The sequence below is a fragment of the Bradyrhizobium sp. 157 genome, from assembly GCF_023073815.1.
GTDB lineage: Bacteria > Pseudomonadota > Alphaproteobacteria > Rhizobiales > Xanthobacteraceae > Bradyrhizobium.
The window spans coordinates 96,327-122,808 of the sequence record NZ_JADPKF010000086.1; the positions used below are offsets into that span (position 1 = coordinate 96,327).

Consider the following 26,482-nt stretch of genomic DNA (forward strand, 5'->3'; position numbering starts at 1 on the left):
GCAGCCGCCTCACGGCCTGCGCTTGAGAATGTAGCTGTCCATGATCCAGCCATGCCGTTCGCGCGCCTCTTGCCGCGTCGCGACGATGCGAGGACCAACCTCGGCAAGCTCACCGGACATGATGATCTGATCGGACATGCCGAGATAGGCGCCCCACCAGATGTGCAGGCCTTTCGGCTCCAGCGATTGAAAGGCGGTGCCGCCATCAAGCATCACGACCACGGTGTCGGTGCCGTCAGGCCAGCCGGCTTCGCGCAGCCGCCGCCCCGTCGTAACGAGAAAGGGCTCGCCGATGTCGTTGAGCGGCAGCGCATGCGCCGCGCACAGCGCCTGAATCGACGTAATGCCCGGGATCACCTCGATCGCCGGCAACGGGTCCAGCCTTCGTGCGATGCGCAGGCTGGAATCGTAGAGCGACGGGTCGCCCCAGATCAGCAGGGCCACGCGGCCGTCGCTGCCAAGGTGGCTCGCGACCTCCTGTAACCAAGTTGCAGCGACAGCGTCGTGCCAATCGTCAACGCCCCGGCGGTAGTCCGCCTCGCCGGCATCGCGCACGGGCAGATCGAATTCCACGATACGCGCCTTGTCGCTCGTGAGCACATCGGCGCAAACCGCCCGCCGCAGTTCGGCGAGATCGGACTTCGCCGCACCCTTGCGCGGGATGAGGACGAGATCGGCAGCGTTGATCGCGCGGATCGCAGCGAGCGTGAGCTGCTCGGGATCGCCGCAGCCGATACCTATCAGGGAGAGCGTCAGCATAACCTGTGCGAAGGGCGGCCGTGGCAGCCGCCCCTCACGTTATCTCTACACGGCGTTGTGCAGGCGCGGGGTGACGAAGCCGTAGGCCGTAACGCCACGCAGCGATTTTGCCAGCGCGAGCACGGCAAGATCCGCCAGCGGCTCGATCACAATGACCAGCGCATAGGATCCTGCAAACATCGCGATGTTGGCGAGATTCGTCGCGCCAAAGCCCGCACCGTAGAGCGCCCAGAATGCAACCCACGCGACGATGGCGGACTGGTACGTCGTCGAAAGCGCCAACGCCTGGCGATATTGCAGGTCAACATAGGCGGTGTTGCGGGGAATGATGCGCTGGGCCAGCGCGTGGATCGCGAACAGCGGCACCACCAGCGTCGTCAAGTTCATGCCGTATTGCGGCAGGTCCGTCGGCACGAAGAACAGGCCTTGCAGCAGAAGACCCAATGCGAGTCCGAACGCGGCGGGTGCGGCACCGAACAGCAGGAACAATGTGGAACCGAGGATGAAGTGCACCTCGGAGACTCCGACGCGGAAGTGCGGCAGGATCTCGAAGAAGGAGAACACCAGCGCTGTCGTCGCAACCGTGCGCACGGCAAATGAAACGATGCCTTGCTCGCGCACGCTATCCGCCGCGAGCTTGAGAGCGACGCCGCCTGCGGCAATTCCGGTAGCATAGCTCAGCACGAGTTTTGCACCCGTCACAATTCCCGGTTCGATATGCATGGCCTCAAGTCCTTTCTGCCGTCACACCGACGGCTTTGGCGTCAAAAATTGACTCTTTCGAAGAGCACGCGTCAAGCGGCGAGCGAGGGTCGGCGACGGTGTCATCTCACGTCATCTCCGCCAGCGCGCCGAACAGGATCACGGCGGCGGTCTTCGCCGCTCCGCCTCGCGCGAGCTGTTCGGCGAGCTCCTCGATCGTGGTGCGGACCAGCCGCTCGTCGGTGCGGCCCAAGGATTCGGCAAACAGCGCCGGCGTGCTCGGCGCGAGGCCATGCTCGATCAGCTTCGCGGCCAGGACCGGGAACGTGCGCCGGCCCATATAGACGACGGTCGTCGCCTCCGGATCGGCCAGCGCCGCCCAGTTCAGGTTCGCGGGCAATTCACCGGTGACATCGGCGCCGGTCACGAACTGGACCCGGCGCGACGTATGCCGTCGGGTCAGGGGAATGCCGGTCTGCGCCGCCGCGACGCAGGCCGCGGTGACGCCTGGGACGATCTCGTAGCCGATCCCTGCCGCGCGGAGTGTCTCGAGCTCCTCTTCCAGACGACCGAAGATGCCCGCATCGCCCGATTTCAGCCGCACCACGCGCGCGCCCGTTCCCGCGTAATCGACCAGCAACCGGTTGACATGCTGCTGCTTGGTCGAGGGGCGACCGGCGCGTTTTCCCACCGCGACGAGATTGGCGGCTGGACCGGCCAGATCGAGGATCGCCCCCGAGGCGAGGTCGTCATAGAGCACCACGTCGGCTTCGCGCAGCCGCGCCGCCCCTTTCAGCGTCAGGAGCTCGGGATCGCCGGGGCCGGCGGAGATGAAGGAGACGAAGCCGCTCACCGGTCCTCCGCAATCAGATGGAAGAAGGTACCGGAGGTGTTATCGCGCCGCGAGCCGGTCTCCGCAACCACGGCGCCCGTCGCATCGCACACGACCGCGAGCGGCGTGTCAGGCTGCGCGACGATCATCGAATAATGAAACTCATGGCCCCTTAGCCGTGCGCCGGCCTTGTGTCCGGGTATCGGTGCAGCAAGCTCCGCCAAGCGATAACCCAGATGCATGCGACGCCTGGCATAGCTCGTCTCCAGGCCAAGCAAGCCGACCATCTGGTGGCGTGCGCCCTCGGCGTCGGTCAAGGCCGCACCGAGCACCATATAGCCTCCGCATTCGCCATGCACGGGGCGCGTCTCGGCGAAGGCGCGCAATGCGCCACCAAACCGCGTGTTGCCTGCAAGCCGGCCCGCGTGCAGTTCCGGATAGCCGCCGGGCAACCAGCACACGTCGGCGCTCGCGTCAGGCCCTTCATCGGCAAGCGGCGAGAAGGGCGATATCTCGGCGCCGGCGGCGCGCCAGGCTTCGAGCATGTGCGGATAGATGAAGGAGAACGCCGCATCGCGCGCCAGCGCAATCCGCTGCCCGGGTGGCGTGACGGTGAGATCGCCCGGGGCCGATGGCGGCAGCCAGGCAGAGGCCGATTGCAGCACGGAGTCGAGATCGACATGCTCGGTGACGAAGCGTGCAGCCTTCGCAATCAGTTCGCCGATCTCTGCCTGCTCCTCGGCCTGCACCAGTCCAAGATGCCGCTTCGGCAAGGCGATCTCGGCATGGCGCGGCAGCGCACCGAATACGGCAATGCCGGCGTCTGCCATGGCGCGGCGCACCAGATCCTCGTGCCGTGGGCTCGCGACGCGATTGAGAACGACGCCTGCAAGCCGGACGCCCGCGCGGAAATCGCGCAGTCCGGCGGCAACCGCCGCGGCCGTCTGCGCCTGGCCGGATGGATCGATCACCAGCAGAACCGGCCAGCCCATCATCTCCGCGATGTCGGCGGTCGCGCCGGTGCCCGCCACGCCGCGCGCAGCGACGCCGTCGAACAGGCCCATCGAGCCCTCCGCGAGCACGAGATCGGCGTCCGCGCCGCGGCCGACCAGCCGCGCGATCGTCTCGCGATCCATGGCCCAGCTATCGATATTGACCGAGGCACGTCCCGTCGCGGCCGCGTGGAAGGCGGGATCGATATAGTCGGGTCCGCTCTTGAAGCACTGCACGGTCAGCCCGCGATCGCGATAGGCGCGCGCGAGCGCCAGCGTCAGCGTCGTCTTGCCAATGCCGGAGGCCGGCGCCGAGATGACGAGGCCTGTCGCCATCACGACGCCTCCGGAAAACGCGGTGCCTGCCCGACCGGGCGGTAACGGCGATCATAGTCGGCAGCGTAAAGGCGGCTCTCGGCGAACTCCTCCGAGCCCAGCGTCTTGCCGACCAGAATGAGCGCGGTCCGCTCGAGCTCGACACCGACTGCGGCATCGAGCGTGGCAAGCGTGGCGCGCACGATGCGCTGGTCCGGCCAACTTGCGCGCCAAACAATCGCGACCGGACAATCCGTGCCGTAATGCGGCGTCAACTCGGCGATCACCTTGTCCAGGAGATGGATCGACAGGTGGATGGCGAGCACCGCACCGGTCGCGGCGAAAGCGGCGAGCTTCTCGCCGTCCGGCATCGCGCTCGCCCGGCCGGGCGTGCGCGTCAACACCACGGACTGGGCAAGGCCCGGCAGCGTCAGCTCGGCCTCGAGCGCCGCGGCGGCGGCGGAGAAGGACGGCACGCCGGGCGTGATCGAATAGGGAATCTTCAGCGCGCGCAGCCGCCATAGCTGCTCGCCCATCGCTGACCAAATCGAGAGATCACCCGAATGCAGCCGCGCGACGTCCTTGCCTTCCACGTGCGCGGCGGCGATCTCCGCAATTATCTCGTCGAGCGACAGCGGCGCGGTGTTGACGATCCGCGCGCCCGGCGGGCAATGCCCGAGTACGCCTTCCGGCACGAGCGAGCCGGCATAGAGGCAGACCGGCGAGGCGGCGATCAGATCGCGCCCGCGCAAGGTCAAGAGATCTGCAGCGCCGGGGCCGGCGCCAATGAAATGCACGGTCATTCGCCGTCTCCTTCGGCAATCGCCGCCGTTACGGTGCGGTCTTGTGAAACCGCGCGCGTCGCAATCAGGCGCGCGCGACGACCGGCCGCCACCAGTGCGGCGGCTTCCGCGACCGACCCCGTGCCAAATTTTTCCCGGATGAGTTTTGACTGGGTCAGCGTCGCGGCGCCGGCCAGCACATTGGCTGGAACAGCCTTGATCGGCACGTTGAGCTCGCGCGCCAACGATATCAGAGCGGCCGTCTCCGCCTTGTCGCTGACCGTGGCGACCGCCGCGAGGCCTTCGCAGCCGCCGGCCGCGATCAGCGCTTCGCGCAGCGAGGCAAGCGTCGCGGTACGCCTGAAGCCCAAACCTGCGACCTTCATTTGACCGCACTCCATTGCACGACCGGCCGCACCGACTCCCAGGATCGGTACCGGCCCAGCGGGGCGGCATGAGCGATCTCGATCCGCATCAATTCCCCACCATGGCGTTGATGCAGGTCCGCGAGAAACGCCTCCGTTTCTAGCGTCACGGCATGTGCGACCAATCGCGTGCCCGCTTCAAGACACAGCCAGACGGGATCGAACAACGTGGCATTGAGCCCCCCGCCGACGAATACGGCACCGGGCGCCTTCAGGCCCGCGAGAGCATCGGGCGCGGTTCCTTCAACGACGGTGATCCGATGTGTCAGACCGAACGCCGCAACATTGCGGCGGATGTTCGCAGCGCGTTCCTCGCGAGCCTCAACCGCAATGGCCGTCCCCCCCGCCAAAGCCCATTCAACGGAGATCGAGCCTGAGCCCGCGCCAATATCCCACAATCTTTCGCCGGGCCGCGGCGAAAGGGCTGACAGCGCCAGCGCGCGCACCGGCCGCTTGGTGATCTGGCCGTCATGCACAAAGAGATCGTCCGGAAGACCCGAGCTGCGCGCGATGCCCTGCGATCCCCTCGCCTCCAGCGCCAGCGCGACGAGATTGTCGCGAGGCTCGGCCGAGTAGCTGTCGGCACGATGTTGTCTGATGCGTTCGCCGGGGCCACCAAGGGCCGCAAGGCTCCAGATCAACGACCCGCCCCAGCCACGTTCCGTGAGCCATTTTGCGAGATCGCCGCCTGCTTGCCGTCGCGCACCAGGCAAATGATCCGCGCGCCCTGCGCCAGATGCGGGACCAAGCGCTCGAAAGGCGCGGCGTGGAGCCCGAGACAGACGACAGGTTCGAGGCGCCAGCCCAATCGCGCCGCGGCGAGCGAGAAGGTCGAAGGCGCGGAGTGGACAACCCACTCGCCTGCCTCGAGCTTCTCAGCAAGGCTTCCGCCGACGCCATGCCAGAACGGATCGCCCGAGGCAAGCACCGCCGTCGGGCGGCCGCGCCGGCTCAGCACAATGTCCGCATCGAACGGTACCGGCCACGGACGGCCGCGGTTGCCAACCTCCGCGAGCGCGAGATGGCGTTCGCCGCCAAAGACAGTTTCCGCCCGGGCAATCGCCTTTCGGCTTGCCTCGGAGAGGCCGGCAAGGCCATCTTCGCCGATGCCAATAATGGTCAACCAGGGATCAGCCATGATGCGCGCCCTCATTCTGGGCGGAACGGCCGACGCCAATCTGCTTGCAGAGAGCATCGCGCGCGCGGGACTCGACGCGATCTATTCCTACGGCGGGCGCACCCGTGCGCCCGCCAATCAGCCGCTGCCGACTCGTATCGGCGGCTTCGGCGGCGTGAGCGGTCTTGCCGAACACATTCGTCGGGAAGGCATCACGCATGTGGTTGACGCAACGCATCCCTTCGCGGCCGAAATGAGCCGCAACGCGGTTGCGGCGTGCGTGGAAACCGGCACGCCGCTGATGGCTCTGGAACGCGCCCCCTGGGCCAGAACGCCCGGCGACAACTGGATCGAGGTGGCCAATATCGCCTCCGCTGTTGCGGCCTTGCCGGAAAGCCGCACCCGGGTGTTTCTTGCGATCGGCCGGCAGCATATCGCGCCTTTCGCCAGCAGGCCGCAGCACGCCTACACGCTGAGATTCGTCGACGCGCCCGAGGACGCCTTGCCATTCGATGCCGACGTCATCGTGTCGCGCGGCCCGTTCACGCTCAATGGTGAACTGGAGATGATGCGCGCGCGTCGCATCGAATGGATTGTCGCCCGCAATTCCGGCGGAGACGGCGCGCGCGCCAAGATTGACGCTGCGCGCGCGCTGGGTCTTCCCGTGATCATGCTGTCGCGACCAGCACTTCCGGACCGGTTGCGGGTGGAAAGCGTCGCCGAGGTCATGCAATGGCTCGGTCATCGTACCTGCCTCGGTGCATAGACCCAGCGGCCGATCCGGCGCGTCGTCGAATTGCTGACGATCACGAGCGTCCGCATGTCGGCCATTTCGGGCTTCGCCTCGCATAGCCTGAGCGCCTCAATCCGCTCATCGGGTGTGCTGACCGCCCGCGCAAAGATGACAATGCGCTCGCCGCACCCCGCCCCGCTCAGGACGTCCAGCGCGTGTCCAAAGCCCTCGGGCCGGTTCGCCGAGCGCGGATTGTACATCGCGATCGCGAAATCAGCCTCGGCGGCGAGCCGCAGGCGCTTCTCGATCACCGGCCACGGCTTCAGATTGTCGGAGAGATTGATCACGCAAAAATCATGTCCGAGCGGTGCGCCGGCGCGCGCGGCGGCTGCCAACATCGCCGTCACGCCAGGTAACACGCGGATGGGAAGCCCCTGCCATTGCGGCCGGTCCTCAAGCGCCTCGAACACGGTAGAGGCCATCGCAAAGACGCCGGGATCGCCGGAGGACACCACGACAACCTGATGGCCTTCTGATGCGAGCCGCAAGGCTTCGTTCGCGCGCTGCAACTCGACGCGGTTGTCGGAGGGGTGCAACGTGAGGCCTTCGCGCGGAGCCACGCGCGCAACATAGGGCGCATAGCCCACGATGTCGGTCGCGGCCGCGAGTGCGGCGGAGACTTCCGGCGTGACCAGTGCGTCGTCGCCCGGCCCAAGTCCCGCGATAGTCAGCGTGCCCGTCATTCGACCGACACCAGGCGTCGCCCCTGCCCGTGGACTAGCACGATCGCGAAATAAGGACAGTCGGCTTCCTCGACATCGATCAGCCGAGCGACACGCTCACTCGGCATGGTCCCGCGCTCGACCAGCCACGCGTCAGCCAGTCGGCCGGCGGACACAAGCGCGCGGCGCACTTTTGTCAGATTGCGGCCGGTCTTCATGATGACGAGCGCGTCGGAATTGCGCATCCGACGCTCCAGCTCGTCCTCCGCGAGCGTGCCCATCAAAACCGTCGTCACGTCGTCGCCGAGCGCGATCGGCCGGCCGACAGAGTTCCAGCAGCCGGCCATTCCGGGGATGCCTGCGATCACCTCGATCCCGACCCGCCCGTGCAAGCGCGCGTGCAGGTGCATGAAGGAACCGTAGAAGTAGGGATCGCCCTCACAGAGCACGACGACGTCGACCGCCCGCACAAGCCGCGTCAGGCGCTCCGCCCATTCGTCATAGAATCCGGTGAGCAGACGGACATACTCCGGACTGTCGAAGGCGATCTCGGTCGTGACGGGATATTCCATTGGATATTCCGAGACGTCCGCCGCCAGCATCCCCTCGACGATCCGCCGCGCCTGGCCGGGACGTCCCTTCTTGCGGAAATAGGCGACGTGCTTCGCCGCGCGCACTTCACGGTCAGCACGCACGCTCATCAAATCCGGATCGCCTGGCCCGAGGCCGCAGCAGATGATACGCCCCATCCCTATTCGCTCCGGCTTGCCAGCGCATTCACGGCGGCAACGGTGATTGCGGAGCCGCCAAGGCGCCCCTCGACCGTCAGCGCCGGCGCGGGTGAATCGGCCATCAATGCGGCCTTGGATTCAGCCGCGCCGACGAAACCGACGGGGCAGCCAATGATCGCCGCCGGCCTTGGGCAATCACAGTCCTCCAGCATGTTGAGCAGATGAAACAGCGCGGTCGGTGCATTACCGATCGCGACAATGGCGCCCTTAAGATGCGGCCGCCACAGCTCGAGCGCGGCCGCCGAGCGCGTATTGCGCATGGACTGCGCGAGCGCGGGAACGGCGGGGTCGCTGAGCGTGCAGATGACGGCGTTGCCGGCCGGCAGGCGCGCGCGCGTGATTCCCTCCGAGACCATGCGCGCGTCGCAGAGAATGGGCGCGCCCTTCTGCAGCGCGGCGCGCGCGATCGCCGCCATGCCGGGTGTGAAGCGGATATGGGCCTCGAGACCCACCATGCCCGCAGCATGAATCATGCGCACGACCACCGGTTCCTCGTCAGGCGCGAACCGGCCGAGGTCGGCCTCGGTCCGGATGGTGGCAAAGGATCGCCGGTAGATCGCCGCGCCATCGGTTTCGTAGATGTGCTGCATCAGCATGCTCCCACCAGGATGGAGGGATGCTTGACGAGGCTTGCGCCGCTCAGGCCGCGCCTGACAGGCCTATCCCGTGTCGAACCGTCACGAACGAGATCAAACCCGTCACCGGTCCCAACCAATGTGATCGACGCAGGGCCGGAATGGGCGCAGCCCTTGGCGCAGCCGGATACGTGAAGCCGCGCGCCAGCCGCAACGTGCGGCGCGAGCGCAGCCGCCAGCCCACGTGTATCGGCGTGCGCCTCACGGCAGCGCGGCGCGCCGCTGCACGCAATCACACGGAGCGCGGGATCGTCGGCCCGTGTGATGAGATCCGGCGTTCGGGGCAGCTCATGTAGCCCCTCCGCCAGTATCATGCGCCACGGCGTCGTGCGCAGTGCCGGCGCGCAACCGGCGAGATGGCGGAGCGCCAAATGGGATAGTTGCCCGAACGCCGCGCCGATCAACGCGCCATGCGGATCGAGGCCCGGAGCCGGTGCAGCCATGCCGCGTGCAGGCTCGGCATCCCCCCGCAACCCTTCGGGCAGCCGCGCGCCGGCGCGGACATGGGCCGCCATGCGCCCTCACCCGTTTCTGGCTCCGCCTGATGCCAGGAACCATTCGGCGAGCGAGAGTGCGACGCTCACCGCTTCGCTTCGTGCAACAGAGCGGCCTAACTCGGCTCCGTCGGCGCGCACGATCAGTGTGCCCGAAGGATCGCGCTCGAAGCGCACGTCCGCCGACGCCGCGGCGAACATGCGCTCCTTCCCGTCATCGACTGCAAAGCCAAACTTGGTCGGAAGATCAAGAGAGCTATGGACCAGCGCATGCTCAAGTTCGGTAGCAAGCGAACACGTGTCATCGCCAGCGCTCCAGAACGGCGTGACCAGAATGTTGCGCCGTCTCTCGGTCTCCGCATCGGGGTCGACCAATCCAAACTGCGCGAGCCCGTCGAGCAGAGCCGGATGTCCTTCATCACTGACGCCACGGATCTGAAGATTGGCGCGGCTGGTGAGGTCGATCAAACCATTGCCGTAACGTTCGGCGAGGTCCGCTATTCCTCCCGCCTGCCTCGCATCAAGCCGCCCTCCATACGGACGAACGCGCACGACCAGCCCGTCGCCTGACAGCATCGGCCGCAGCGCGCCCGGGCACCAGCCCTTGATCGCGATCGCGCTCATGAGGCCTCTCGCAGCGCCGCCGCAATCGAATTGCGGCGCGTCTTCCACAGCGAGGCCTCATGCAATCGGGTAAAGCAGGTTTCCATTGCAGCGAGCGCCGCGGGATTTTTGTACGCCATGAAGCCGCGGACGTCGTCATTGCCGAGCGTTGCGTCGTAGTAGAGATCGAACAGATGCGCCGGCACGGCATCCGCAAGATGAGCGAAGGCGGCCATCTGCTCCAGCGTCGCGGCGATTTCCGCAGCGCCGCGAAAGCCGTGCCGCTTCATCCCGGCGATCCACTCAGGATTTGCAGCACGCGTGCGGACCACGCGTGAAATTTCCTCCGTCAGCTCGCGGGCGCGTGGTTGATCGGGCCGCGTGGTGTCGAGGTGATAGAGCGAGGGGATGCTCGTGCCCAATCGTGCCGCTGCGGCCGCGACACCCGCCTCATGGGCGGCATAGTCCGCGGCGAGCAGCAGGTCTGTCTCAGGCAGGTCCTGAGTATGGACGAAGGCGTCGGCGGCAGCGAGCTTCGCCTCGATGCCTGCGCGGTCGGGCTTCATCGCACCATCGGACGAAAACGCCCAGGACGATGCCGACAACCACGCCTCGCCGACTGCCTCCCGCGATTGCGGCGTGAAGACATCGGGTCGCGACGCCAAGCCGACGCCATATTGTCCGGGACGCGGCCCGAACACGCGCGATGCGCGATGACAATAGGGATTTTCCTCGCCTTCGCCTTCGCGCTCGGCGAGCGCTTCGGCTGCTGCCTCGAACAATTGAGCGAGACCGGAGAACACGTCGCGAAACAGCCCGGACACGCGAAGCGTGACGTCGATGCGCGGCCTGCCAAGCTCGGCCAGCGCGATGATGTCGTAACCGGTCACCCGGCCCGATCCGTGATCCCAGCGCGGCGCGATGCCGGCAAGATGCAGGGCCATCGCAAAATCCTCGCCAGCCGTGCGCATGGTCGATGAGCCCCAGAGATCGACGACGAGCCCCTTCGGCCAGTCACCGTGATCCTGAAGGTGACGGCGCAGCAATTCCTCCGCGAACTTGATACCTTGCGCATGCGCCGCCGGCGTTGGCACGGCGCGGGGATCGACGGCAAACAGGTTGCGTCCCGTGGGCAATACGTCCTGACGCCCGCGATAGGGCGAGCCCGCCGGCCCCGGCGCAACGCGCCGGCCGGCGAGCGCATCAAGCAGCGCGCTCTTCTCCGCCTCGCCGCAAGCGCCGCGGCCGAAGACATGCAGGCCGTCGCCGAACTGGCTTTCCTTGAGATCGCAGACGAAGCGATCGATCCGCGGAATAGCCTCGGCCGGCGCGGCCGATGCGGCAAGGCCCAGATCGCCTTCAAGCCCTGCGGCCCGGGCCTCATCGCGGATTGCCGCAATCAGGCGCTGGCGGCGCGCGGGATCGAGGCCGTCGGCCGTCGAATATTCGTCGAGCAGTCGCTCGAGCCGGCGTAGGCCCTCGGGCACCACGGCCTTCGCCAACGGCGGCGGCAGATGCCCGATGGTGACGGCGCCGATCCGCCGCTTGGCCTGCGCCGCTTCGCCGGGATCGTTGACGATGAAAGGATAGATCACGGGCCGGTCGCCAATCAGCGCTTCCGGCCAGCAGGAGGACGACAGCGCAACGGACTTACCGGGCAGCCATTCGAGCGTGCCATGCGCGCCCATGTGGATGACAGCGTCGATCGCCTCGCGCCGGAGCCACAGATAGAAGGCAACATAGGCGTGGCGCGGCGTGCGTGTGAGATCGTGATAGTCCACATCACGATGCCCAACCTCACCTCGTTCCGGCTGGACTGCGATGATGGCCTTACCGCATCGAATAGCAGAGAAATGAAGTTCGCCGGATTTGCAATTCGGATCATCTTCCGGCGCACCCCAGGCGCGCGCGAGGTCATCCTGCAACTGGCGTGGAAGACGGGATAGCTCCACGCGATATTCGGCGACGCTCCACGTCAGTTGCTCCCGCATCAAAACATCGCCAAGCGACGTGGCCATCCCGACATCAAAACCAGCTCGACCAAGATCGGACAGCAACGCTTCGATCGAGGCGAGCGCGTCTAGCCCAACCGCATGCGCGATCTGGTGCGGACGGCCCGGATAATTCGAGACCACGATTGCCAGCCGCTTCTGGCCGGCCGGCTTGTCAGCAAGTTGTCGCCAGGCCGCGACCCGCGCGGCAACAGCGCCCACGCGCTCGTCGTCGGCTCTATGCGCAAGATGGGCGAATTGCAGATAGGGATCGCGCTCGCTCGCCGACTTGAAACTCACCACGCCCGCGAACAGCCGGCCGTCAACCTCGGGCAATACCACATGCATTGCGAGGTCTCCCGGCGAGAGACCGCGTAGCGACTCCGCCCAGTCGTCGCGCCGCGCCGTGGACAGCGCGATCTGAAACACGGGGCACGACGCAGCATCGAACGGCGTCGCGCCGTCCTCGCCGACCGCAGAAAACGCAGTCGCATTGACGATGGCGGCCGGCGCGTGCTGCGCGAAATGCGCACGCAGCCAGTCCGCAACTCCCGGCGCCTTCAGCGAGGTGACGAACACGCCGAAGGCATCAAAGCTCTTCCGCAACGCTACGATCAGAGCGTCGACCGGATCCGTGTCGGCCGCCGTAAGATAGGACCGATAGAACGTAACCAGCGCGCTGGGCCGCCCATCGGAGGTCGGCGCAGCCACGACACCACGCGCGGGGTCATAGAACCCGATCTCGGGAATATCGATCGCCCCGACAACAGGTCCCGCATAGAGTCCGGATGCGAGCGCGAGCTGCGCGATCGCAGCCTGCGCCGCAACCGGCCCCCCCTTGTCGCAGAGCACCTTGAGCCGCCGGAGCGTCGAAACCGGCAATGTGGAGAACGCGTCCAGTCGCAGATCGTCACGACCGTCCGCCGGCAGCACGGCCAGCGCGATGCCGCGATCCCTGGCGAGCTGATGCAGCACCGTGAGCCCATACGACCAGTAGGACTCGCCGCCGATCAGGCGCACGAGGATGCCGCGTGCTTGCGACAGCGTTCGCTCGACATAGGTGTCGACCGACAGCGGATGACGCAGCTCGGCAAGACTGGCGAGCCTCAGCGACGGCAGGCTGGCCCGCCCTCGCCGCCAGCCCGACGCGAAGGCGGCAAGATCGCTGTCCGAAAACGAAAGCACCACGAGATCGGCCGGATCCTGGCCGATGTCCCGTGGCGTCGCGGTCTCCTCCAGCCCGCGGCTCTCGCGGAAGACGACGTGCATCAGATGCCAAGTCCTGTCCTGATCGCGGCCTCATCGATATCGCTGTGCTCACCGATCACGACCAGCTTTGACTGTCGTGGCTTAGCGCCCCAGGGCCTGTCGAACTGATGCCGCACGCGCTCGCCGACCGATTGCAGCAAGAGCCGCATCGGCTTGCCTTCAACGGCGACATAGCCCTTGGCGCGCAGCACATTCTGCTCGCGCGCCAACCGCTGGATCGATGCGATGAGCGCACCGACATCGGTGACTTCCGGAAGCTCGATGACGACAGAGGTAAAGTCATTGTGCTCGTGCTCGCCGTCATGATGCGACGGGCGCGCGGCGAGATCATCTTCCGCCGCCGCTTCAAGACCCAGGATCACGCGCGCATCGACCGCGCCGTCCACGACTGGCAGCATCGGCACGCGGCGTGGCATCTCGGCTTCGATCGCAGCCCGCGCTGCTTCAAGCCCTACCGATCCGGCAAGGTCCGCCTTGGTCAACAGCACGATGTCGGCGCAGGCGATCTGGTCCTCGAACACTTCTGACAGCGGCGTCTCGTGATCGAGATTGTCGTCGGCCGCACGCTGCGCTTCCACCGCATCCGGATCCGGCGCGAAGCGACCGGCCGCGACGGCCTCCGCATCGGCCAGCGCGATCACGCCGTCAACCGTGATCCGGGAACGAATCTCCGGCCAGTCGAATGCCTTGAGCAAGGGCTTCGGCAGTGCCAATCCAGATGTCTCGATCAGGATATGGTCGGGCTTCACGTTGCGTGCGAGCAATTGCTCCATGGCCGGAATGAAATCGTCGGCCACGGTGCAGCAGATGCAGCCATTGGCAAGCTCGACGATGTTTTCGGCCGGACAATTGGCATCGGCGCAAGATTTCAGGATGTCCCCATCCACGCCTTCGCTGCCAAACTCGTTGACGAGCACGGCAAGCTTCTTTCCATTGGCATTGGTGATCAAATGCTGGATCAGCGTCGTCTTGCCAGATCCAAGAAAGCCGGTGACGACCGTGACGGGGACTTTTGCGAGCGAGTTCATTCGGCGGCCTCCGGCACGACGGCAATAGGTGGAATGCGGGCGAGCGATTGCTTGCGAAAGATCTCCGGACGGCTGCGCCACGGCACGATGCCGTCGGACGCAGCCGCATAGGCTGACGCGCCGGCGATCACATCGCGCGCATTGGTTTCCGACAGACGGCCGTAGACATAGCACCACCGTCCCGGCGCGCTGAGCGCGACCGAGCAGCCCTGACTGCACGCGGACAGGCATTCGACCGGAACCACACCGACGCCATCAGGCACACCGGCCTCGAGAATGGCGGCATGCAGGCGCTCGCCGGGCGTGGTCTCGCCCTCGCCGAGCGTCTGGCCGGCACGGCAGGTGATGCAGACGTGAAGTGTGACAGTCATCGCCCCTTCCAGGATAAACAGCGGGAGCGATGAGGTGCGCGAATCCATCCGAAGGAAGGCTCGCTTCCCCGTCGCGGAACACCCCGTCCGCCGGTCTCAAACGTTGCGCTGGCAGGTCTCCCGGCTTGCGGAGCAGGATTTTGTCCTTCGATGTCCGCCTTCCCGACCCCGTTCGGGGCAGTGGCTTCGGGCATCTCTCCGGTCACGGTCGCGGGGGCGGCTGCTTTTCGAACCCAAACCTCTCGATTTGAGCCCTATCGCATTCCCTCTTCGCCTGTCATAGGACAGGAACCAACGCAGGCCCACCATTTGCCCAAGCTAGCTACTTGTCAAGCCGAAGGACCACGTCAGATGATGACTGAACAGGATGCCGCCGAGGACGAGGACGTCGTGGCCTCCGAGGCTTCGAGTGGTGCCCGCCATGCGGCGAAAATGGCAAAGAAAAAGCTCGCCCGCGACAAGATCATGGCGACCAAGAGCAGTGAGAAGGGACTGATCATCGTCCATACCGGCGCGGGAAAGGGAAAATCGTCCTCCGCCTTCGGCATGATCGTCCGCTGTGTCGCGCATGGCTTTCCCTGTGCGGTCGTGCAGTTCATCAAGGGCGCCTGGGATAGCGGCGAGCGACGCCTGCTCACCGGGCATTTCGGCGATCTCTGCCAGTTCCATGCGATGGGAGAAGGCTTTACCTGGGAAATCCAGGACCGCGCCCGCGATATCGCCGCCGCAAAGGCAGGCTGGGACAAGGCGAAGCAACTGATCCTGGATTCCCGCTTGCGCATGGTCGTGCTCGACGAGATCAACATCGCGCTTCGATATGACTACCTGGACATAGCTGAGGTCGTCGACTTCCTGAAGACCTCGAAGCCGCCGATGACGCATGTCGTTCTCACCGGACGCAATGCCAAGGAGGAGTTGATCGAGATCGCCGATCTCGTCACCGAGATGACGCTGGTGAAACATCCGTTCCGTTCTGGCGTCAAGGCCCAGCCGGGCGTCGAGTTCTAATTCGATGGCGCGCGCATTGATGATCCAGGGAGCCGGCTCGGACGTGGGCAAATCGCTCATCGTCGCGGGTCTCGCGCGTGCCGCCAAGCGACGCGGCTATCGCGTGCTCCCATTCAAGCCGCAGAACATGTCGAACAATGCAGCCGTGACTGTCGATGGCGGCGAGATCGGCCGCGCGCAGGCGTTGCAGGCGTTGGCTGCCGGCGTCGAGCCGCATACCGATATGAACCCGGTCCTCTTGAAGCCGGAAACTGATGTCGGCGCCCAGATCATCGTGCATGGCAAGCGCATCGCCACGGCCCGCGCGCGCGAATACGCATCCCTGAAACCTTCGCTGATGGGCGCGGTGCTCGAGAGCTTTGCGCGGCTGAAAGATCGCGCCGATTTCGTGCTCGTCGAAGGCGCCGGCAGCCCGGCCGAAGTGAACTTGCGCAAATCAGACATCGCCAATATGGGCTTTGCCCGGAGAGCCGACGTTCCCGTGGTGCTGATTGGCGATATCGACCGCGGCGGCGTCATCGCGCAGCTCGTCGGCATCAAGACCGTGATCAATGCGGACGATGCCGCGATGGTCCAGGGTTTTCTGATCAACAAATTCCGCGGCGATCCCACACTGTTTGACGACGGCTATCGGCTGATCGAAGCCCGGACATCCTGGCGCGGCTTTGGGGTGCTGCCCTACTTCACCCGGGCCGGCGAACTGCCGGCCGAAGATGCGCTGGGGCTCGGTGAGGCGCGAAAACCTGGTCAATGCAAGATCGCGTTTCTCGCGCTGTCGCGGATCGCCAATTTCGATGATCTCGATCCGCTCAAGCTCGAGCCCGGCGTCGACCTCGTGATGGTCCGCCCGGGAGAGGCCATTCCCGGCGACGTCAGGCTCGTGATCATTCCCGGCTCGAAATCGACGCGCGGCGATCTCGCCTTCCTGCGCGCGCAGGGCTGGGACATCGATCTGCTCGCGCATCACCGCCGTGGCGGTCATGTGCTCGGCGTCTGCGGCGGCTACCAGATGCTCGGGCGGAGCGTGGCCGATCCCGAAGGGATCGAGGGCCCGGCTGGCGAAACGCCAGGCCTCGGCCTTCTGAACGTGACGACGGTGATGACGGAGCAGAAGACGCTCACCCGCGTGACCGCGCAGCACGCGGAAACGAGGCACCCGATCGACGCCTACGAGATTCATATCGGTCAGACGGACGGGCCGGACCGTGCGCGTCCATTCGCTCTGCTTCATGGCGCGCCGGAAGGCGCGGTCTCAAGCGACGGACGTGTCTGCGGCAGCTATCTGCACGGCCTATTTACGTCCGACAGTTTCCGCAGCTCGTTTCTCAGGCAATTGGACATTCCGGTTGCCAACCAGCGGTATCATGGGCGGGTGGAGAGCGCGCTCGATGCGCTGGCCGATCACATCGAGGCCCATCTCGATGTCGAAGGGCTGCTCGCGCTCGCACGTTGAGCGCCAAACGTCAGCTCGAGAGAGCCTCGGCCAGCCGCGTTCATTCCGATTCATCGCCTGGCAACCCCAGCCGCAACCAGCCCGGCCTTTGCTCGAAGATCCGTGACCAGATGGGCGCACCGGCCAGCCGCGCCTGCGCGGCACGCCCGTCGCCGGTCTCGTAGAGACGGAACAGCGGCGTGCCGCCGATAAGGCGCCACCCCTGCGATTTCACGGCGGCATCGAGCCGCAGGCAATCGGCTTCCAGACGGGCCGCGGTCGCCCTGGCCCAAGCGCGATCGCGCAAGGCGCGTCATCCGACCGCAATCGCGGCACCGGATACCGGCCACGGGCCCGCCATCGCCGATAGCGCGGCGATATCTTCTTCCGCGCCGAGCACAAAGCCAAGGCGCAACCCCGCGAGGCCATAGAACTTTCCGAACGAGCGCAGAATCAGGAGACCCGGGTCGTCCCGCCTCCGCCGCCAGCGATAGCTCTGGCCTGGCGTCGGCAAAGCTTTCGATGACGAGACGACCGACGCGCGGCAAGAGCGCGAGCAACTCAGCCTTGTCATAGCGTCGCCCGTCGGGATTGACGGCCACAGCAAGATCGGCGCGCGCCAACGCGTCAAGACTGGCGACTTCTGCAACATGCCAGCCGGCGGCCGACAAGACAGCGGCGTATTCATTGTACGTCGGCGCGAGTACGCGCGCGCCCGGCCGCACGGCGCAAGTCGCGGCAGGAGCTGGATCGCGGCCTGCGCGCCGCCCATCGCCAGAATCGGCGCCTTGGTTGCATAGGCCTGCCGTGCGGCTTCATGTAGCGATTCAAGATCTGATCGCGATGGCAGGGCGTTCCAGAAATGCGGCTCAATCTCGCCGATCGGATAGGGCTGACGATTGATGCCGGTCGACAGATCAATCCAGTCCTGCATGCGCCCACCGAAGCGCTGGACGGCCTGATCGAGATTGCCACCATGCTCGCGCATCGCCGCCCTCGTCATGCCAACGCCAGTGCGACGAGCAACCCGCCGAGGAGCAGCATCGCGCGGATGTAGAGCATCAAGCCTTGCCGGACGTCGGCAGCGAGCGGATCGCGCGCGCCGTCGTTCAGCCAGGGCTCATTGGTCGCGCCGCCATGATAGCTGCGCGGCCCGCTCAGACGGACGCCGAGCGCGCCCGCCATCGCGGCTTCCGGCCAGCCGGCATTGACCGAACGATGGCGGTTCGCGTCCCGTACCATGCATGACAGCGCATCCGTGACGCGCAAGGAGACCAGCGCGAATAGGAAGCCGGTGAGACGCGCCGGAATGAAGTTGGCGATATCGTCGATTCGCGCGGCCGCCCAGCCAAAATACAGATGACGCTCGGAACGATGGCCGATCATGGAGTCGAGCGTGTTGACGGCCTTGTAGCCGACGATGCCGGGCAGGCCGAACAGTGCGCCCCAGAACACCGGCGCCACGATGCCGTCAGATGTATTTTCGGCAAGACTCTCGATGGCTGCCCGCGCGATCCCCGCGTCATCAAGCGTTGCGGGATCGCGCCCCACGATCTGCGCGACCGCCAGTCGTGCAGCATCGATGTCGCCCGATTGCAGCGGCCGCGCCACCGCGGTGACATGGTCATAAAGCGAGCGCAGCGCGACCATCGGCCATGAGAGAATGCCGATGAGTACAACGCCGCTCCAGCCCGGCCCCAACATAACCTGCACGATCCAGGCACCTCCGGCGCAAAGCCCGATCACCAACAGTGCAGCGGTGACGCCTGCAATGCGGCGGATCGACGGGGCGTCGACGGACCGGTTCCAGCTGCGATCAAGCAGGCTGATCAATTTACCGATCCAGGTCACGGGATGGCCGATGCGCGCGAACAGTGCGCCGGGCCACCCCAACACGGCGTCCACCGTCATCGCTACCGCTATTGCCCCGGCAAAGTCCACGCATTGTCTCCTGTTACCCGCCTGATGCGCAAGAATTCCAGCGAAGCGCAAGCCCCCCGAGAGGAGAATTCGGCTTTGTCTTTGCCGGCGATTGATGGTTAGTGCGGGTCTGAACGGAGAATTCAATGGCGATCGTGTTGATCACGGGAGGCGCCCGTTCCGGCAAAAGCCGGCGCGCCGAGGCGCGTGCGCAAGCCTATCCTGGCCGCCCCATCTACATTGCGACCGCCGAAGCGCTCGATACGGAGATGGAAGAGCGGATCGCCCGCCACCGCGCGCGCCGAGGCAATGACTGGATCGAGCGAGAGGCCCCGCTCGATCTGGTGCAGGCACTGACTGAAACGGACCATAGCGGTGCCCGGCTCGTCGATTGCCTGACGCTGTGGCTGTCCAACCTCCTCCATGCCGAGCGCAACTGGTCGGACGAAGCCGCCCTGCTCACCGCTGCGCTCGGCCGACAACGCAGCCCCGTGATCCTTGTGACCAACGAGGTCGGCCTCGGGATTGTGCCGGATAACGCGCTTGCGCGTGCCTTTCGCGATGCCGCTGGCCTGTTGAACCAAAATGTGGCCGCGGTAGCCGACGAGGTCGAGTTCGTGGTGGCGGGATTGCCGATGAAGGTCAAGTGATGCCTGGGGTCGAGCAGCTCCGAACCATCATCACCGACTTGAGGATCGGTGTTTCGTTCGCCACGATTCTTCCTTTCGGCCCGTCCACGGCCGTGGACGATGGCGAAGTCACGCGCGCAACCTGGTCGCTTCCGGTCACGGGCTTGCTGGTGGGGCTCGTTGGATCTGCTGTCTACGGCGTCGTCTACGCGGTTGGCCTGACATCGGGGCCGGCCGCGATGCTGGCGCTTGCAAGTACGGTCATCGTAACCGGCGCGCTGCACGAGGACGGACTTGCCGACGCTGTGGACGGATTGGGCGGCGGCCGGACGCGCGAGCGCAAGCTCGAGATCATGCGCGACAGCCGGATCGGCACGTATGGGGCCTGCGCGCTCTTCATCTCGCTGATCCTGCGCTGGAGCGCGCTGGCAGCGATCGCCGCGCCGCGATCGGTCATGATCGCACTCCTGCTTGCACATGCCGCTGCGCGCGCGGGCGTGCCTACCTTCATGGCGTTTGTGCCGCCGGCACGGCCGGACGGACTTTCGGCTCGCGCCGGACAGCCGACGCCTCAAGGCGCCGCCGTTGCGCTTGGCTTGGGCGCCCTGATCCTCGCCCTCGGCTTCGGGACGGGCAAGGCGATCCTGGCCGTGGCCCTGCTCGCCTTGATCGGGCTGATGACGGCTCGCCTGGCGATCAAGCAGATCGGCGGGCAGACCGGCGATATATTGGGCGCATTCGAACAGCTTGGCGAAACCGCCATCCTGCTGATAGCGGCCTCCCTCTTTCACTCCAGCCTGCCACTCTGATGGTCGCTTTCGACGATCAATTCCGCCGCCAGTTGCGCGAGCTCTTCATCTGGCGGCGCGACGTGCGGCGCTTCAGGACCGATCCGCTGCCCGAAGGCGCGCTGGAGCGGTTGATAGACATCGCTTGCCTGTCCCCGTCGGTCGGGCTGAGCCAGCCCTGGCGGTTCGTCATCGTCGAGGACGGGGCAAGACGCCGAGCCGTGATCGACGACTTCAAGACCTGCAATGCCGATGCCCTGGCGTCCTATTCGGGCGAACGCGCAGCGCGATATGCAGCGCTCAAGCTCTCGGGTCTCGAGGAGGCACCGGGTCACCTGGCCGTCTTCGCGGACAAGGCCAGCGATATCGGCCACGGCCTTGGACGCGCCACGATGCCGGAAACGATCGAATATTCCGTCGTTGCGGCGATCTGCGCGATGTGGCTTGCCGCGCGCGCGGAAGGCATTGGGCTCGGCTGGGTGTCGATACTGACGCCAGCCCTCATCTACGAGAGCCTCGACGTTCCCCAATCCTGGAAATTCATCGGTTACTTCTGCGTTGGGTATCCCCAGGCAGAGTTCGATCGCCCCGCACTTGAGAGAGCTAACTGGGAATATCGGCGGGCGTCGAAGGAATTTACGATTCGACGCTAGCCGTTGCGCCGAAGCGATCGGTCAAGACGAGAGCTTTCAGGGATTGATGGAGGGACGTAGTACCCGGGAAGCGACTCGGACCATCATTCGGATTCTTTGCGTACGCTCAACCAGCAGATCACTCCCCTAAAGGCGTTTTCCATTCCGAAGAGCGGATTCAGCTTTTTGGATCGCGCCAGTGCTCCGCTCTAGTCAAGCCTATCCGCCCGCGTGGCCAAAAGTTACGCCGACGTCCTCGTCACACCTTTGCCATCAATCGATTTTTCTTGATCTCCCGGTGCACACGTCGTGCACATTCCGTCTTCTAACCAATTGAAAAACTTGAACTCTCGCTCCAATCCATCATGAGCAGCTTGAGCTAACTAAAGAACAATGGGAGGGCAAAATACACGTTCAACAAAATTGGGCACACCAAAGATGACGCGAAAAGCCAGTCAACAGAAAATGATCGCTATGTTCTTCTCCGACCTCACTGGCGCACAATGATCTTCGGCTCTTTCATTTATCCCATAGTTCTCGAAGCTTCCTTTGCTTTCACTAGAGTGACGAGGGAACGCCGTGATTGCCGATGTGATGGACCTGCATGTCTCCGAACAAATCCACGAATCTGCGTAGGGCAGCGTCAGCCTCGGTCACGGTGTTGGGTGCTGGCTTCTTCGCACCCTTAGCGCCGCCCCCAATCGACCACGACTGAAATGCCTTGGTTATGGTCAAGCCTTGATCGATCGCTGGCTTGCCAACTGGGCAAGCCTCTTGGATTGCAGGTGCCTGACCGTGTTCTTGCAGCGGTTCGGCCTTTAGCGAGGGTGTAACGCCATTGATCAGGAACGCTCTCGTCGCGTCGAACAGGTTTGCATGTCTTGCGATCTGAAGGCCGACACGCTCCTTGGCCACGCGGTCTACCGTCGTTCTCAACGACAGCCACACCGCTGTCTTGAGGTGACCTTGTCGGACGGGGCTTTCGAGCGGCCTGATGCTGTCGGGGATGGAAGGTGGAAGGGGCTGGCCAGCAAGGTCGTCCGGCAGATCGATCTTGAACCAGTAAACACCATTACGCCTGAGCAGGTGTGAAACACGCGGCATTCATCGCTTCCCGTAGCACGAAGACGTAGCAGACGAGGAAGCTGAACCGGGTAGTTCTAGCGATGTCAGACAGTTAGGAAGAAATGGCGCTCCCTAGGGGAATATCCCTCCTGAGCAAATTCAGGAACTTAGCGTGGCTAACGCCCGGTCATACGCCTCACAGCGGCCCATGAAATCGCACGACATTTCGTCGTGCTGGCTAACGGCTTTCCAAGCGACACCCGACGCACACTGGCAAAAAGTACCTTTTCCGTGTAGACCTCTGCCAGACCTGACAGTGTGTATCTGGGCTGGCCCGTCAAGCCAGCCATTTTTGTTTTCAGGTTTGCAACGACACCACCTTGCTTTTCAGTCGTTGTTGACCGCGCCGCCGTCAAGTCCGCGTTTCTGCTCAAACCAGTACCATCACCGCCACGGGTCGCGAGCCTGAAATGGCGCCGCAATGCCGTGCATTGATTGAGAGACCGTCTTGCCAAGCAAATCCACCAGACAGGCGTTCGCCCCGCGTGGCCTTCGCCGCGCCAGCGCGGCGCATTACATCGGCGTGTCGGCTTCCAAATTCGATGAAGCACGCAAATTGGGACTAGTACCATCGCCCAAGATTTTTCTCGGCGTGACCCTTTACGACCGGCGCGATCTAGATCGCCTGTTCGATGATCTTCCTGAAATCGATACTGCGGCAAATAACAACGATGAATGGGAAATTGCCTTGCGGCACAATGGGGTCATCGCATGAACAAAAAGCGAGTGTTGCCGAAGTACTGCGGATACTTCACAGACGCACGCGGAAAACGCCGTCTTCGATTCCGCAGGAACGGCCGGACCGTTTACCCCAAGTCCCCGGCAGGCACGCCAGAATTTCTGGCAGAATATCACGCATTTCAGAACGAAACACCAACGCAACAGTCTCGCGCACCCTCAGGATCAGTGTCGGCAGTGATTGCGCAATACTACAACGGTGCCGAGTTCAAGATCCTTTCCGCTACCACCCGAGCTAACTACCGGCGATTCTTCGAACGATTTCGCAGGCAATACGGCCATTTGCAGGTTGCATCAATGAAAACCACATCGGTGAACTTGATGCTCGACGCAATCGCCGACAAGCCAGCGGCGGCGAAACACTTTCGGCTGAGGTTGAAGGCGCTGATGGATTTTGCCGTCGGCGCAGGATATCGCGAAGACAATCCTGTTGAAAAAGCCAAGCGGATAAAACATCGCGACAAGGGTATCCGGCCTTGGACCGAACTAGACATTGCAGATTTTCGAAGTTATTGGCCGATGCACACACCGCAGCGCCAAGCATTCGAACTCCTGTTGCACACTGGCTTGCGACGTTCTGATGTCGTGAGGCTCGGTAGGCAACATTTGCGAATGTTCGGCAATGATCAGCGCATCGTTATCAAAACGAAGAAGTCGCAAGAGGCCGTCGAACTCATCATTCCGATTCATCCGAAGTTGCGCGAAATGCTTCATCAGATACCGGCAGATCAGATGACTTTCATCGTAACTGAACATGGGGCGTCCCGGTCTGAAAAGGCTTTTACAAACTATACGTGAAGCCGCTCATAAAGCGGGCTTGCCTAGCGACAGCTCGCCACATGGCTTACGCAAGGCAGCTTGCCGCCGACTGGTCGATGCTGGGTGCGATCCGTTTCAAGTGCAAGCGATCACCGGCCACAAGAACCTCGACGAGATAATGGTCTACGTCCGGGATCGCGACCAGCGCCTGTTGGCAGAACAAGCAATGGCCAACTACGCCAAAGCGTTCGACTGAAAGTCATTCTGATCCTCAGAACTTGGAACACCCATCGCCCATGGGGTGCTTTGTCATGGGCAAATTACAGAGAGAAACATGATCGAAAAAAGCAAAGCGGAATGTTGCGGCCAGCTTGGCGTCGGCACTCAAAAGAATGGCAAGCTGGCGCAAATTCAAGGCGACACAGTATCCAAATGATCCGCGCAATCCCCGTGCGGCGGAAACGTTGGCGCGGCTTGCCCGGGAAGGGGAAAACCTTTCCGATGACGATTGGGCACAGCTAAAGCCGCACTACGATTGGGCTTCTGAACAATGGCAAGAAGCAAGCGATCAAGCCGCACGGCTCGTCGAATTTCGACGCGACGTGATCGACTTTGATGGCTTCGTCCTGATGTTGCGCAACTTGCTGGAAGTTCAGGTCGCAGCATGAGTTTCGAATTCGACCCAGAAGTACCATACTTCCGCTCTGACGACGTGAACGTGGCCGAACTTTTGCTAACCCACGGCAAAGCCGGATGCGCAGATGTAATGTCACTCAGCGGTTTGCTCGGGGAAGATGATGACGACCCGTCGGACATAACTTTGGTGACGGGCCGGTTTATGCCACTGATATCGCCTGACTTCAATTACTCAGCGACATTCTCGCCGGGATTGGACGACGATGTGGCACTAGCTGTACCTGTCGTGCGGGACGGCCAGACAATCGATGCCCTGTGCATCTGCGCGGACAATATGGACGCGTGGGGCGCGATTACGGGGCGGGGTGGTATGATCGGACACTTCAAGGAAGGCCAACCAGTCCGCATCTATGCGACGCCGTGGCGGTGGTTATCTCGACAGCGCGATGGTGTTGTGGTGCTGCGCAAGGATGCTTATTCACCGCGACAGTTCGCGGTGGACGCATCTGGTGCAGTCATTCATATCAATCGCCATGAAGCGCGGCTCGCAAATGCTTCGATTATCTACGCCGAAACGTCAGAACATGCGGAAGAATTGCTGTTCCGGTTGTTTGAGAAGCCGAGTCTCGAAGATAGTCATCCGGCGTTAGCGAGCAATCCAGCCTTCCTGGAACAACAAACAAGGAGTGTGATTGAGCGCGCCAGCAAGCGCGTGGGGATTGACGCGGATAGATACGACGTTGGAGCGGCAATAGAAGAACTAGCCGTCAAGAGCGTGGTGCGGCGCATGAAACAGGAGGGGATATTCGGATGAACGGTTTTACAAACCTGAGTGAAATCAATAGGCGTGCAATCAACAAGGAACGTCAACTGTTACGGCTTATTCGCGAGTCAGAAGATGACGAGCGTGAAGCAGAAATGGGCGTAACGATCACACCGCCCAACGTCGATCCGTTCGACTTCGATGAAGCGGGCGGACTGTTGGGCACTTGCGCCCGCTGGGTTCTCAACAACGCAAGGTCACCACTGCCTGAACTGGCTTTGTTCGCTGCAATTATTTTTCTTGCTTCGGTGTTCGGCCTTCGTGCCGTAGGTCCAACTGGCCTTGGCGCGAACCTGTACCTTGTGATGGTCGCCCCAACTGGATCAGGAAAAGATTGGCCATTGAAAGCGCCGCGCGTTCTGTTGCAGTCGCTTGGTGCTTTTGGGAAAGCAAAGGTTGGCCCAACCAACGTAACCGGTGACTCTGCGATTGAACGAGCCCTACAGGCCAGTCCATGCTTTTACATGGCGATGGATGAATTCGGGTTATTGTTGCAAGGTGCCACAAATCCGAAGGCACCCGCATGGACGCAAACGATTTGTCGAGCCCTTCTTGAACTCTACAGCCGCTCCGACGCCTATGGTTCTTGGAAGGCCAAATCAACCGCTGCCAAGGTGAAGGGCGTCAAGGAAACTCCTGTCGAGCAACCAACGGTGCTTATTTTGGGCGCTACCACGCCGGATGAATTCTATAAGGGCTTGACCGCCGCTTCCACAAGCAACGGGCTGTTGAACCGGTTGGTCGTGATCGCGATGAGCGGCCGGAAATGCAGGATGTCGAGGCCATCCCCAAGGTGCCAGAAGAGCTAATTCAGCAATTGCAAGCGGCGATCGAGGCCTTTCCCAAAGCGAATGGTTCTTTCAAGACCGTCGCACTAGCTGATGCCAGTATGCGCGTGAATATGCACGTCATTCCATTTGCGGATGACGATGCCAAGGCACGCTTTAAGCTCGTTCAGCAAGATCAACGGGCCATGCTGGACTCTGAATCCGACCTGGCAGGAATTGTCGAGCGGGTAGCTGAGAACACCATCAAACTGGCCACGCTTCGCGCAATTTCGCAAGACCCGCGCAATCCGGCTGTGTCGGTCGCGGATATCGATTGGGGGTGGGCGCTCATTCACAAGTCCATAGATTCCGTAAGCCAAGGTGTTGCCCGCTACATGGCTGGTTCGAACGCCGAAGCGCTACGCAAGCTTGTGTATGGCCATATTCGGGATGCGGCCGGGAGCGGTATCCCCAAGTCGGTGCTGATGCGAAAGGCGGGAGTTACGAAGGCGACGCCGTTCGAACTCGATAGCGCATTGCAATGGCTGGAAAGGTCAGGACAGGTTGCGAACGTCGGTAAGCCCGACAATCGCGGCGGTCGTGGCCGGTCTGGTGAGAAATTTGTGGCTACCGAACTGGTGCGCGCCGCCGCGTGATTTGTTGT

The 26,482-nt window shown here is 63.6% G+C and carries 29 protein-coding genes, 2 pseudogenes and 1 riboswitch; of the genes and pseudogenes, 13 read left to right on the forward strand and 18 right to left on the reverse strand.

Annotated features, from left to right (window positions below; all coding sequences use genetic code 11):
• Positions 1 to 9 precede the first annotated feature (9 nt).
• The 7 genes and pseudogenes from cobF to cbiE form a co-directional block, all read right to left on the reverse strand.
• Positions 10 to 759: a precorrin-6A synthase (deacetylating) gene (cobF, locus tag IVA95_RS23530; protein WP_247512640.1), complete on the reverse strand. Its 750-nt coding sequence runs from the start codon at positions 757 to 759 to the stop codon at positions 10 to 12.
• Positions 760 to 804: 45 nt separating this feature from the next.
• Complete coding sequence (locus tag IVA95_RS23535; protein WP_247512641.1) at positions 805 to 1,482, reverse strand: energy-coupling factor ABC transporter permease; 678 nt, start codon at positions 1,480 to 1,482, stop codon at positions 805 to 807.
• Between the two features lie 106 nt (positions 1,483 to 1,588).
• Positions 1,589 to 2,314 carry a uroporphyrinogen-III C-methyltransferase gene (gene cobA, locus IVA95_RS23540; RefSeq protein ID WP_247512642.1) on the reverse strand — a complete coding sequence of 242 codons (726 nt, stop codon included), beginning with the start codon at positions 2,312 to 2,314 and terminating at the stop codon, positions 1,589 to 1,591.
• Positions 2,311 to 3,621 (reverse strand): cobyrinate a,c-diamide synthase, encoded by a 1,311-nt coding sequence (locus IVA95_RS23545; RefSeq protein WP_247512643.1) that lies wholly within the window; start codon positions 3,619 to 3,621, stop codon positions 2,311 to 2,313. Before IVA95_RS23545 ends, cobA begins: the two co-directional genes overlap by 4 nt.
• Entirely contained in the window at positions 3,621 to 4,403 is a 783-nt protein-coding gene (cobM, locus tag IVA95_RS23550; protein WP_247512644.1) for a precorrin-4 C(11)-methyltransferase, read from the reverse strand. The genes IVA95_RS23545 and cobM overlap by 1 nt, the downstream gene beginning before the upstream one ends.
• Positions 4,400 to 4,768: a cobalamin biosynthesis protein gene (locus tag IVA95_RS23555; RefSeq protein WP_247512645.1), complete on the reverse strand. Its 369-nt coding sequence runs from the start codon at positions 4,766 to 4,768 to the stop codon at positions 4,400 to 4,402. Before IVA95_RS23555 ends, cobM begins: the two co-directional genes overlap by 4 nt.
• A pseudogene (gene cbiE / locus IVA95_RS23560) lies at positions 4,765 to 5,945 on the reverse strand (precorrin-6y C5,15-methyltransferase (decarboxylating) subunit CbiE). Before cbiE ends, IVA95_RS23555 begins: the two are co-directional and overlap by 4 nt.
• On the opposite strand from cbiE, the gene IVA95_RS23565 reads away from it, so the two are divergent.
• On the forward strand, positions 5,944 to 6,690 hold the full coding sequence (locus tag IVA95_RS23565; RefSeq protein WP_247512646.1) for a cobalt-precorrin-6A reductase: 747 nt from the start codon (positions 5,944 to 5,946) through the stop codon (positions 6,688 to 6,690). The pseudogene cbiE and the gene IVA95_RS23565 overlap by 2 nt on opposite strands.
• Here the strand turns inward: IVA95_RS23565 and cobJ are convergent.
• Genes cobJ through IVA95_RS23605 form a run of 8 tightly spaced genes read right to left on the reverse strand, consistent with a single transcriptional unit; the run spans position 6,666 to position 14,561 of the window.
• Positions 6,666 to 7,400, reverse strand: coding sequence for a precorrin-3B C(17)-methyltransferase (cobJ, locus tag IVA95_RS23570; protein ID WP_247512647.1), 735 nt, complete (start codon positions 7,398 to 7,400; stop codon positions 6,666 to 6,668). The genes IVA95_RS23565 and cobJ overlap by 25 nt on opposite strands.
• Positions 7,397 to 8,128 (reverse strand): precorrin-2 C(20)-methyltransferase, encoded by a 732-nt coding sequence (locus IVA95_RS23575; RefSeq protein WP_247512648.1) that lies wholly within the window; start codon positions 8,126 to 8,128, stop codon positions 7,397 to 7,399. The genes cobJ and IVA95_RS23575 overlap by 4 nt, the downstream gene beginning before the upstream one ends.
• A 2-nt stretch (positions 8,129 to 8,130) precedes the next feature.
• Positions 8,131 to 8,760: a precorrin-8X methylmutase gene (locus IVA95_RS23580; RefSeq protein ID WP_247512649.1), complete on the reverse strand. Its 630-nt coding sequence runs from the start codon at positions 8,758 to 8,760 to the stop codon at positions 8,131 to 8,133.
• Complete coding sequence (locus IVA95_RS23585) at positions 8,760 to 9,320, reverse strand: hypothetical protein (RefSeq protein WP_247512650.1); 561 nt, start codon at positions 9,318 to 9,320, stop codon at positions 8,760 to 8,762. Before IVA95_RS23585 ends, IVA95_RS23580 begins: the two co-directional genes overlap by 1 nt.
• 6 nt (positions 9,321 to 9,326) lie before the next feature.
• Positions 9,327 to 9,923, reverse strand: a complete 597-nt coding sequence (locus IVA95_RS23590) for a hypothetical protein (protein WP_247512651.1) — start codon at positions 9,921 to 9,923, stop codon at positions 9,327 to 9,329.
• Positions 9,920 to 13,162, reverse strand: a complete 3,243-nt coding sequence (gene cobN, locus IVA95_RS23595) for a cobaltochelatase subunit CobN (protein WP_247512652.1) — start codon at positions 13,160 to 13,162, stop codon at positions 9,920 to 9,922. The genes IVA95_RS23590 and cobN overlap by 4 nt, the downstream gene beginning before the upstream one ends.
• Positions 13,162 to 14,190 carry a cobalamin biosynthesis protein CobW gene (gene cobW, locus IVA95_RS23600; RefSeq protein WP_247512653.1) on the reverse strand — a complete coding sequence of 343 codons (1,029 nt, stop codon included), beginning with the start codon at positions 14,188 to 14,190 and terminating at the stop codon, positions 13,162 to 13,164. Before cobW ends, cobN begins: the two co-directional genes overlap by 1 nt.
• Positions 14,187 to 14,561 carry a DUF1636 domain-containing protein gene (locus tag IVA95_RS23605; RefSeq protein WP_247512654.1) on the reverse strand — a complete coding sequence of 125 codons (375 nt, stop codon included), beginning with the start codon at positions 14,559 to 14,561 and terminating at the stop codon, positions 14,187 to 14,189. The genes cobW and IVA95_RS23605 overlap by 4 nt, the downstream gene beginning before the upstream one ends.
• Positions 14,562 to 14,653: 92 nt before the next feature.
• A riboswitch (cobalamin riboswitch) is annotated at positions 14,654 to 14,872 on the reverse strand.
• A 43-nt stretch (positions 14,873 to 14,915) separates the two neighbouring features.
• Here IVA95_RS23605 and cobO point away from each other — a divergent pair.
• Both cobO and IVA95_RS23615 read left to right on the forward strand, forming a co-directional pair.
• Positions 14,916 to 15,569 carry a cob(I)yrinic acid a,c-diamide adenosyltransferase gene (gene cobO, locus IVA95_RS23610; RefSeq protein WP_247512733.1) on the forward strand — a complete coding sequence of 218 codons (654 nt, stop codon included), beginning with the start codon at positions 14,916 to 14,918 and terminating at the stop codon, positions 15,567 to 15,569.
• A gap of 4 nt (positions 15,570 to 15,573) precedes the next feature.
• Positions 15,574 to 17,022 (forward strand): cobyric acid synthase, encoded by a 1,449-nt coding sequence (locus tag IVA95_RS23615; RefSeq protein ID WP_247512655.1) that lies wholly within the window; start codon positions 15,574 to 15,576, stop codon positions 17,020 to 17,022.
• Positions 17,023 to 17,062: 40 nt separating this feature from the next.
• Here IVA95_RS23615 and IVA95_RS23625 read toward each other — a convergent pair.
• Together IVA95_RS23625 and cbiB are read right to left on the reverse strand one after the other, a co-directional pair.
• Positions 17,063 to 17,989, reverse strand: a pseudogene (locus tag IVA95_RS23625) (threonine-phosphate decarboxylase).
• 11 nt (positions 17,990 to 18,000) lie between these two features.
• A complete protein-coding gene (cbiB, locus tag IVA95_RS23630; protein ID WP_247512658.1) occupies positions 18,001 to 18,942 on the reverse strand; it encodes an adenosylcobinamide-phosphate synthase CbiB in 942 nt (313 codons plus the stop codon).
• A gap of 125 nt (positions 18,943 to 19,067) precedes the next feature.
• Between cbiB and cobU the strand changes: the two genes are divergently transcribed.
• The 3 genes from cobU to bluB are packed head-to-tail and all read left to right on the forward strand — an operon-like array spanning position 19,068 to position 20,991.
• Positions 19,068 to 19,571, forward strand: a complete 504-nt coding sequence (cobU, locus tag IVA95_RS23635) for a bifunctional adenosylcobinamide kinase/adenosylcobinamide-phosphate guanylyltransferase (protein ID WP_247512659.1) — start codon at positions 19,068 to 19,070, stop codon at positions 19,569 to 19,571.
• Entirely contained in the window at positions 19,568 to 20,359 is a 792-nt protein-coding gene (gene cobS, locus IVA95_RS23640; RefSeq protein WP_247512660.1) for an adenosylcobinamide-GDP ribazoletransferase, read from the forward strand. The genes cobU and cobS overlap by 4 nt, the downstream gene beginning before the upstream one ends.
• Positions 20,359 to 20,991 (forward strand): 5,6-dimethylbenzimidazole synthase, encoded by a 633-nt coding sequence (bluB, locus tag IVA95_RS23645; RefSeq protein ID WP_247512661.1) that lies wholly within the window; start codon positions 20,359 to 20,361, stop codon positions 20,989 to 20,991. Before cobS ends, bluB begins: the two co-directional genes overlap by 1 nt.
• A gap of 537 nt (positions 20,992 to 21,528) precedes the next feature.
• Here bluB and IVA95_RS23650 read toward each other — a convergent pair.
• Entirely contained in the window at positions 21,529 to 22,074 is a 546-nt protein-coding gene (locus IVA95_RS23650; protein WP_247512662.1) for a DUF6538 domain-containing protein, read from the reverse strand.
• A gap of 469 nt (positions 22,075 to 22,543) precedes the next feature.
• On the opposite strand from IVA95_RS23650, the gene IVA95_RS23655 reads away from it, so the two are divergent.
• The 7 genes from IVA95_RS23655 (at position 22,544) to IVA95_RS23685 (ending at position 26,474) form a co-directional block, all read left to right on the forward strand.
• Positions 22,544 to 22,810 (forward strand): XRE family transcriptional regulator, encoded by a 267-nt coding sequence (locus IVA95_RS23655; protein WP_247512663.1) that lies wholly within the window; start codon positions 22,544 to 22,546, stop codon positions 22,808 to 22,810.
• Positions 22,807 to 23,631 (forward strand): hypothetical protein, encoded by an 825-nt coding sequence (locus IVA95_RS23660; RefSeq protein ID WP_247512664.1) that lies wholly within the window; start codon positions 22,807 to 22,809, stop codon positions 23,629 to 23,631. The genes IVA95_RS23655 and IVA95_RS23660 overlap by 4 nt, the downstream gene beginning before the upstream one ends.
• On the forward strand, positions 23,588 to 23,848 hold the full coding sequence (locus tag IVA95_RS23665; RefSeq protein ID WP_247512665.1) for a tyrosine-type recombinase/integrase: 261 nt from the start codon (positions 23,588 to 23,590) through the stop codon (positions 23,846 to 23,848). The genes IVA95_RS23660 and IVA95_RS23665 overlap by 44 nt, the downstream gene beginning before the upstream one ends.
• A gap of 136 nt (positions 23,849 to 23,984) precedes the next feature.
• Positions 23,985 to 24,260, forward strand: coding sequence for a hypothetical protein (locus IVA95_RS23670; protein ID WP_247512666.1), 276 nt, complete (start codon positions 23,985 to 23,987; stop codon positions 24,258 to 24,260).
• Positions 24,257 to 25,042, forward strand: a complete 786-nt coding sequence (locus IVA95_RS23675; RefSeq protein WP_247512667.1) for a hypothetical protein — start codon at positions 24,257 to 24,259, stop codon at positions 25,040 to 25,042. The genes IVA95_RS23670 and IVA95_RS23675 overlap by 4 nt, the downstream gene beginning before the upstream one ends.
• Complete coding sequence (locus IVA95_RS23680) at positions 25,039 to 25,860, forward strand: hypothetical protein (RefSeq protein WP_247512668.1); 822 nt, start codon at positions 25,039 to 25,041, stop codon at positions 25,858 to 25,860. The genes IVA95_RS23675 and IVA95_RS23680 overlap by 4 nt, the downstream gene beginning before the upstream one ends.
• Complete coding sequence (locus IVA95_RS23685) at positions 25,818 to 26,474, forward strand: hypothetical protein (RefSeq protein ID WP_247512669.1); 657 nt, start codon at positions 25,818 to 25,820, stop codon at positions 26,472 to 26,474. The genes IVA95_RS23680 and IVA95_RS23685 overlap by 43 nt, the downstream gene beginning before the upstream one ends.
• Positions 26,475 to 26,482 lie beyond the last annotated feature (8 nt).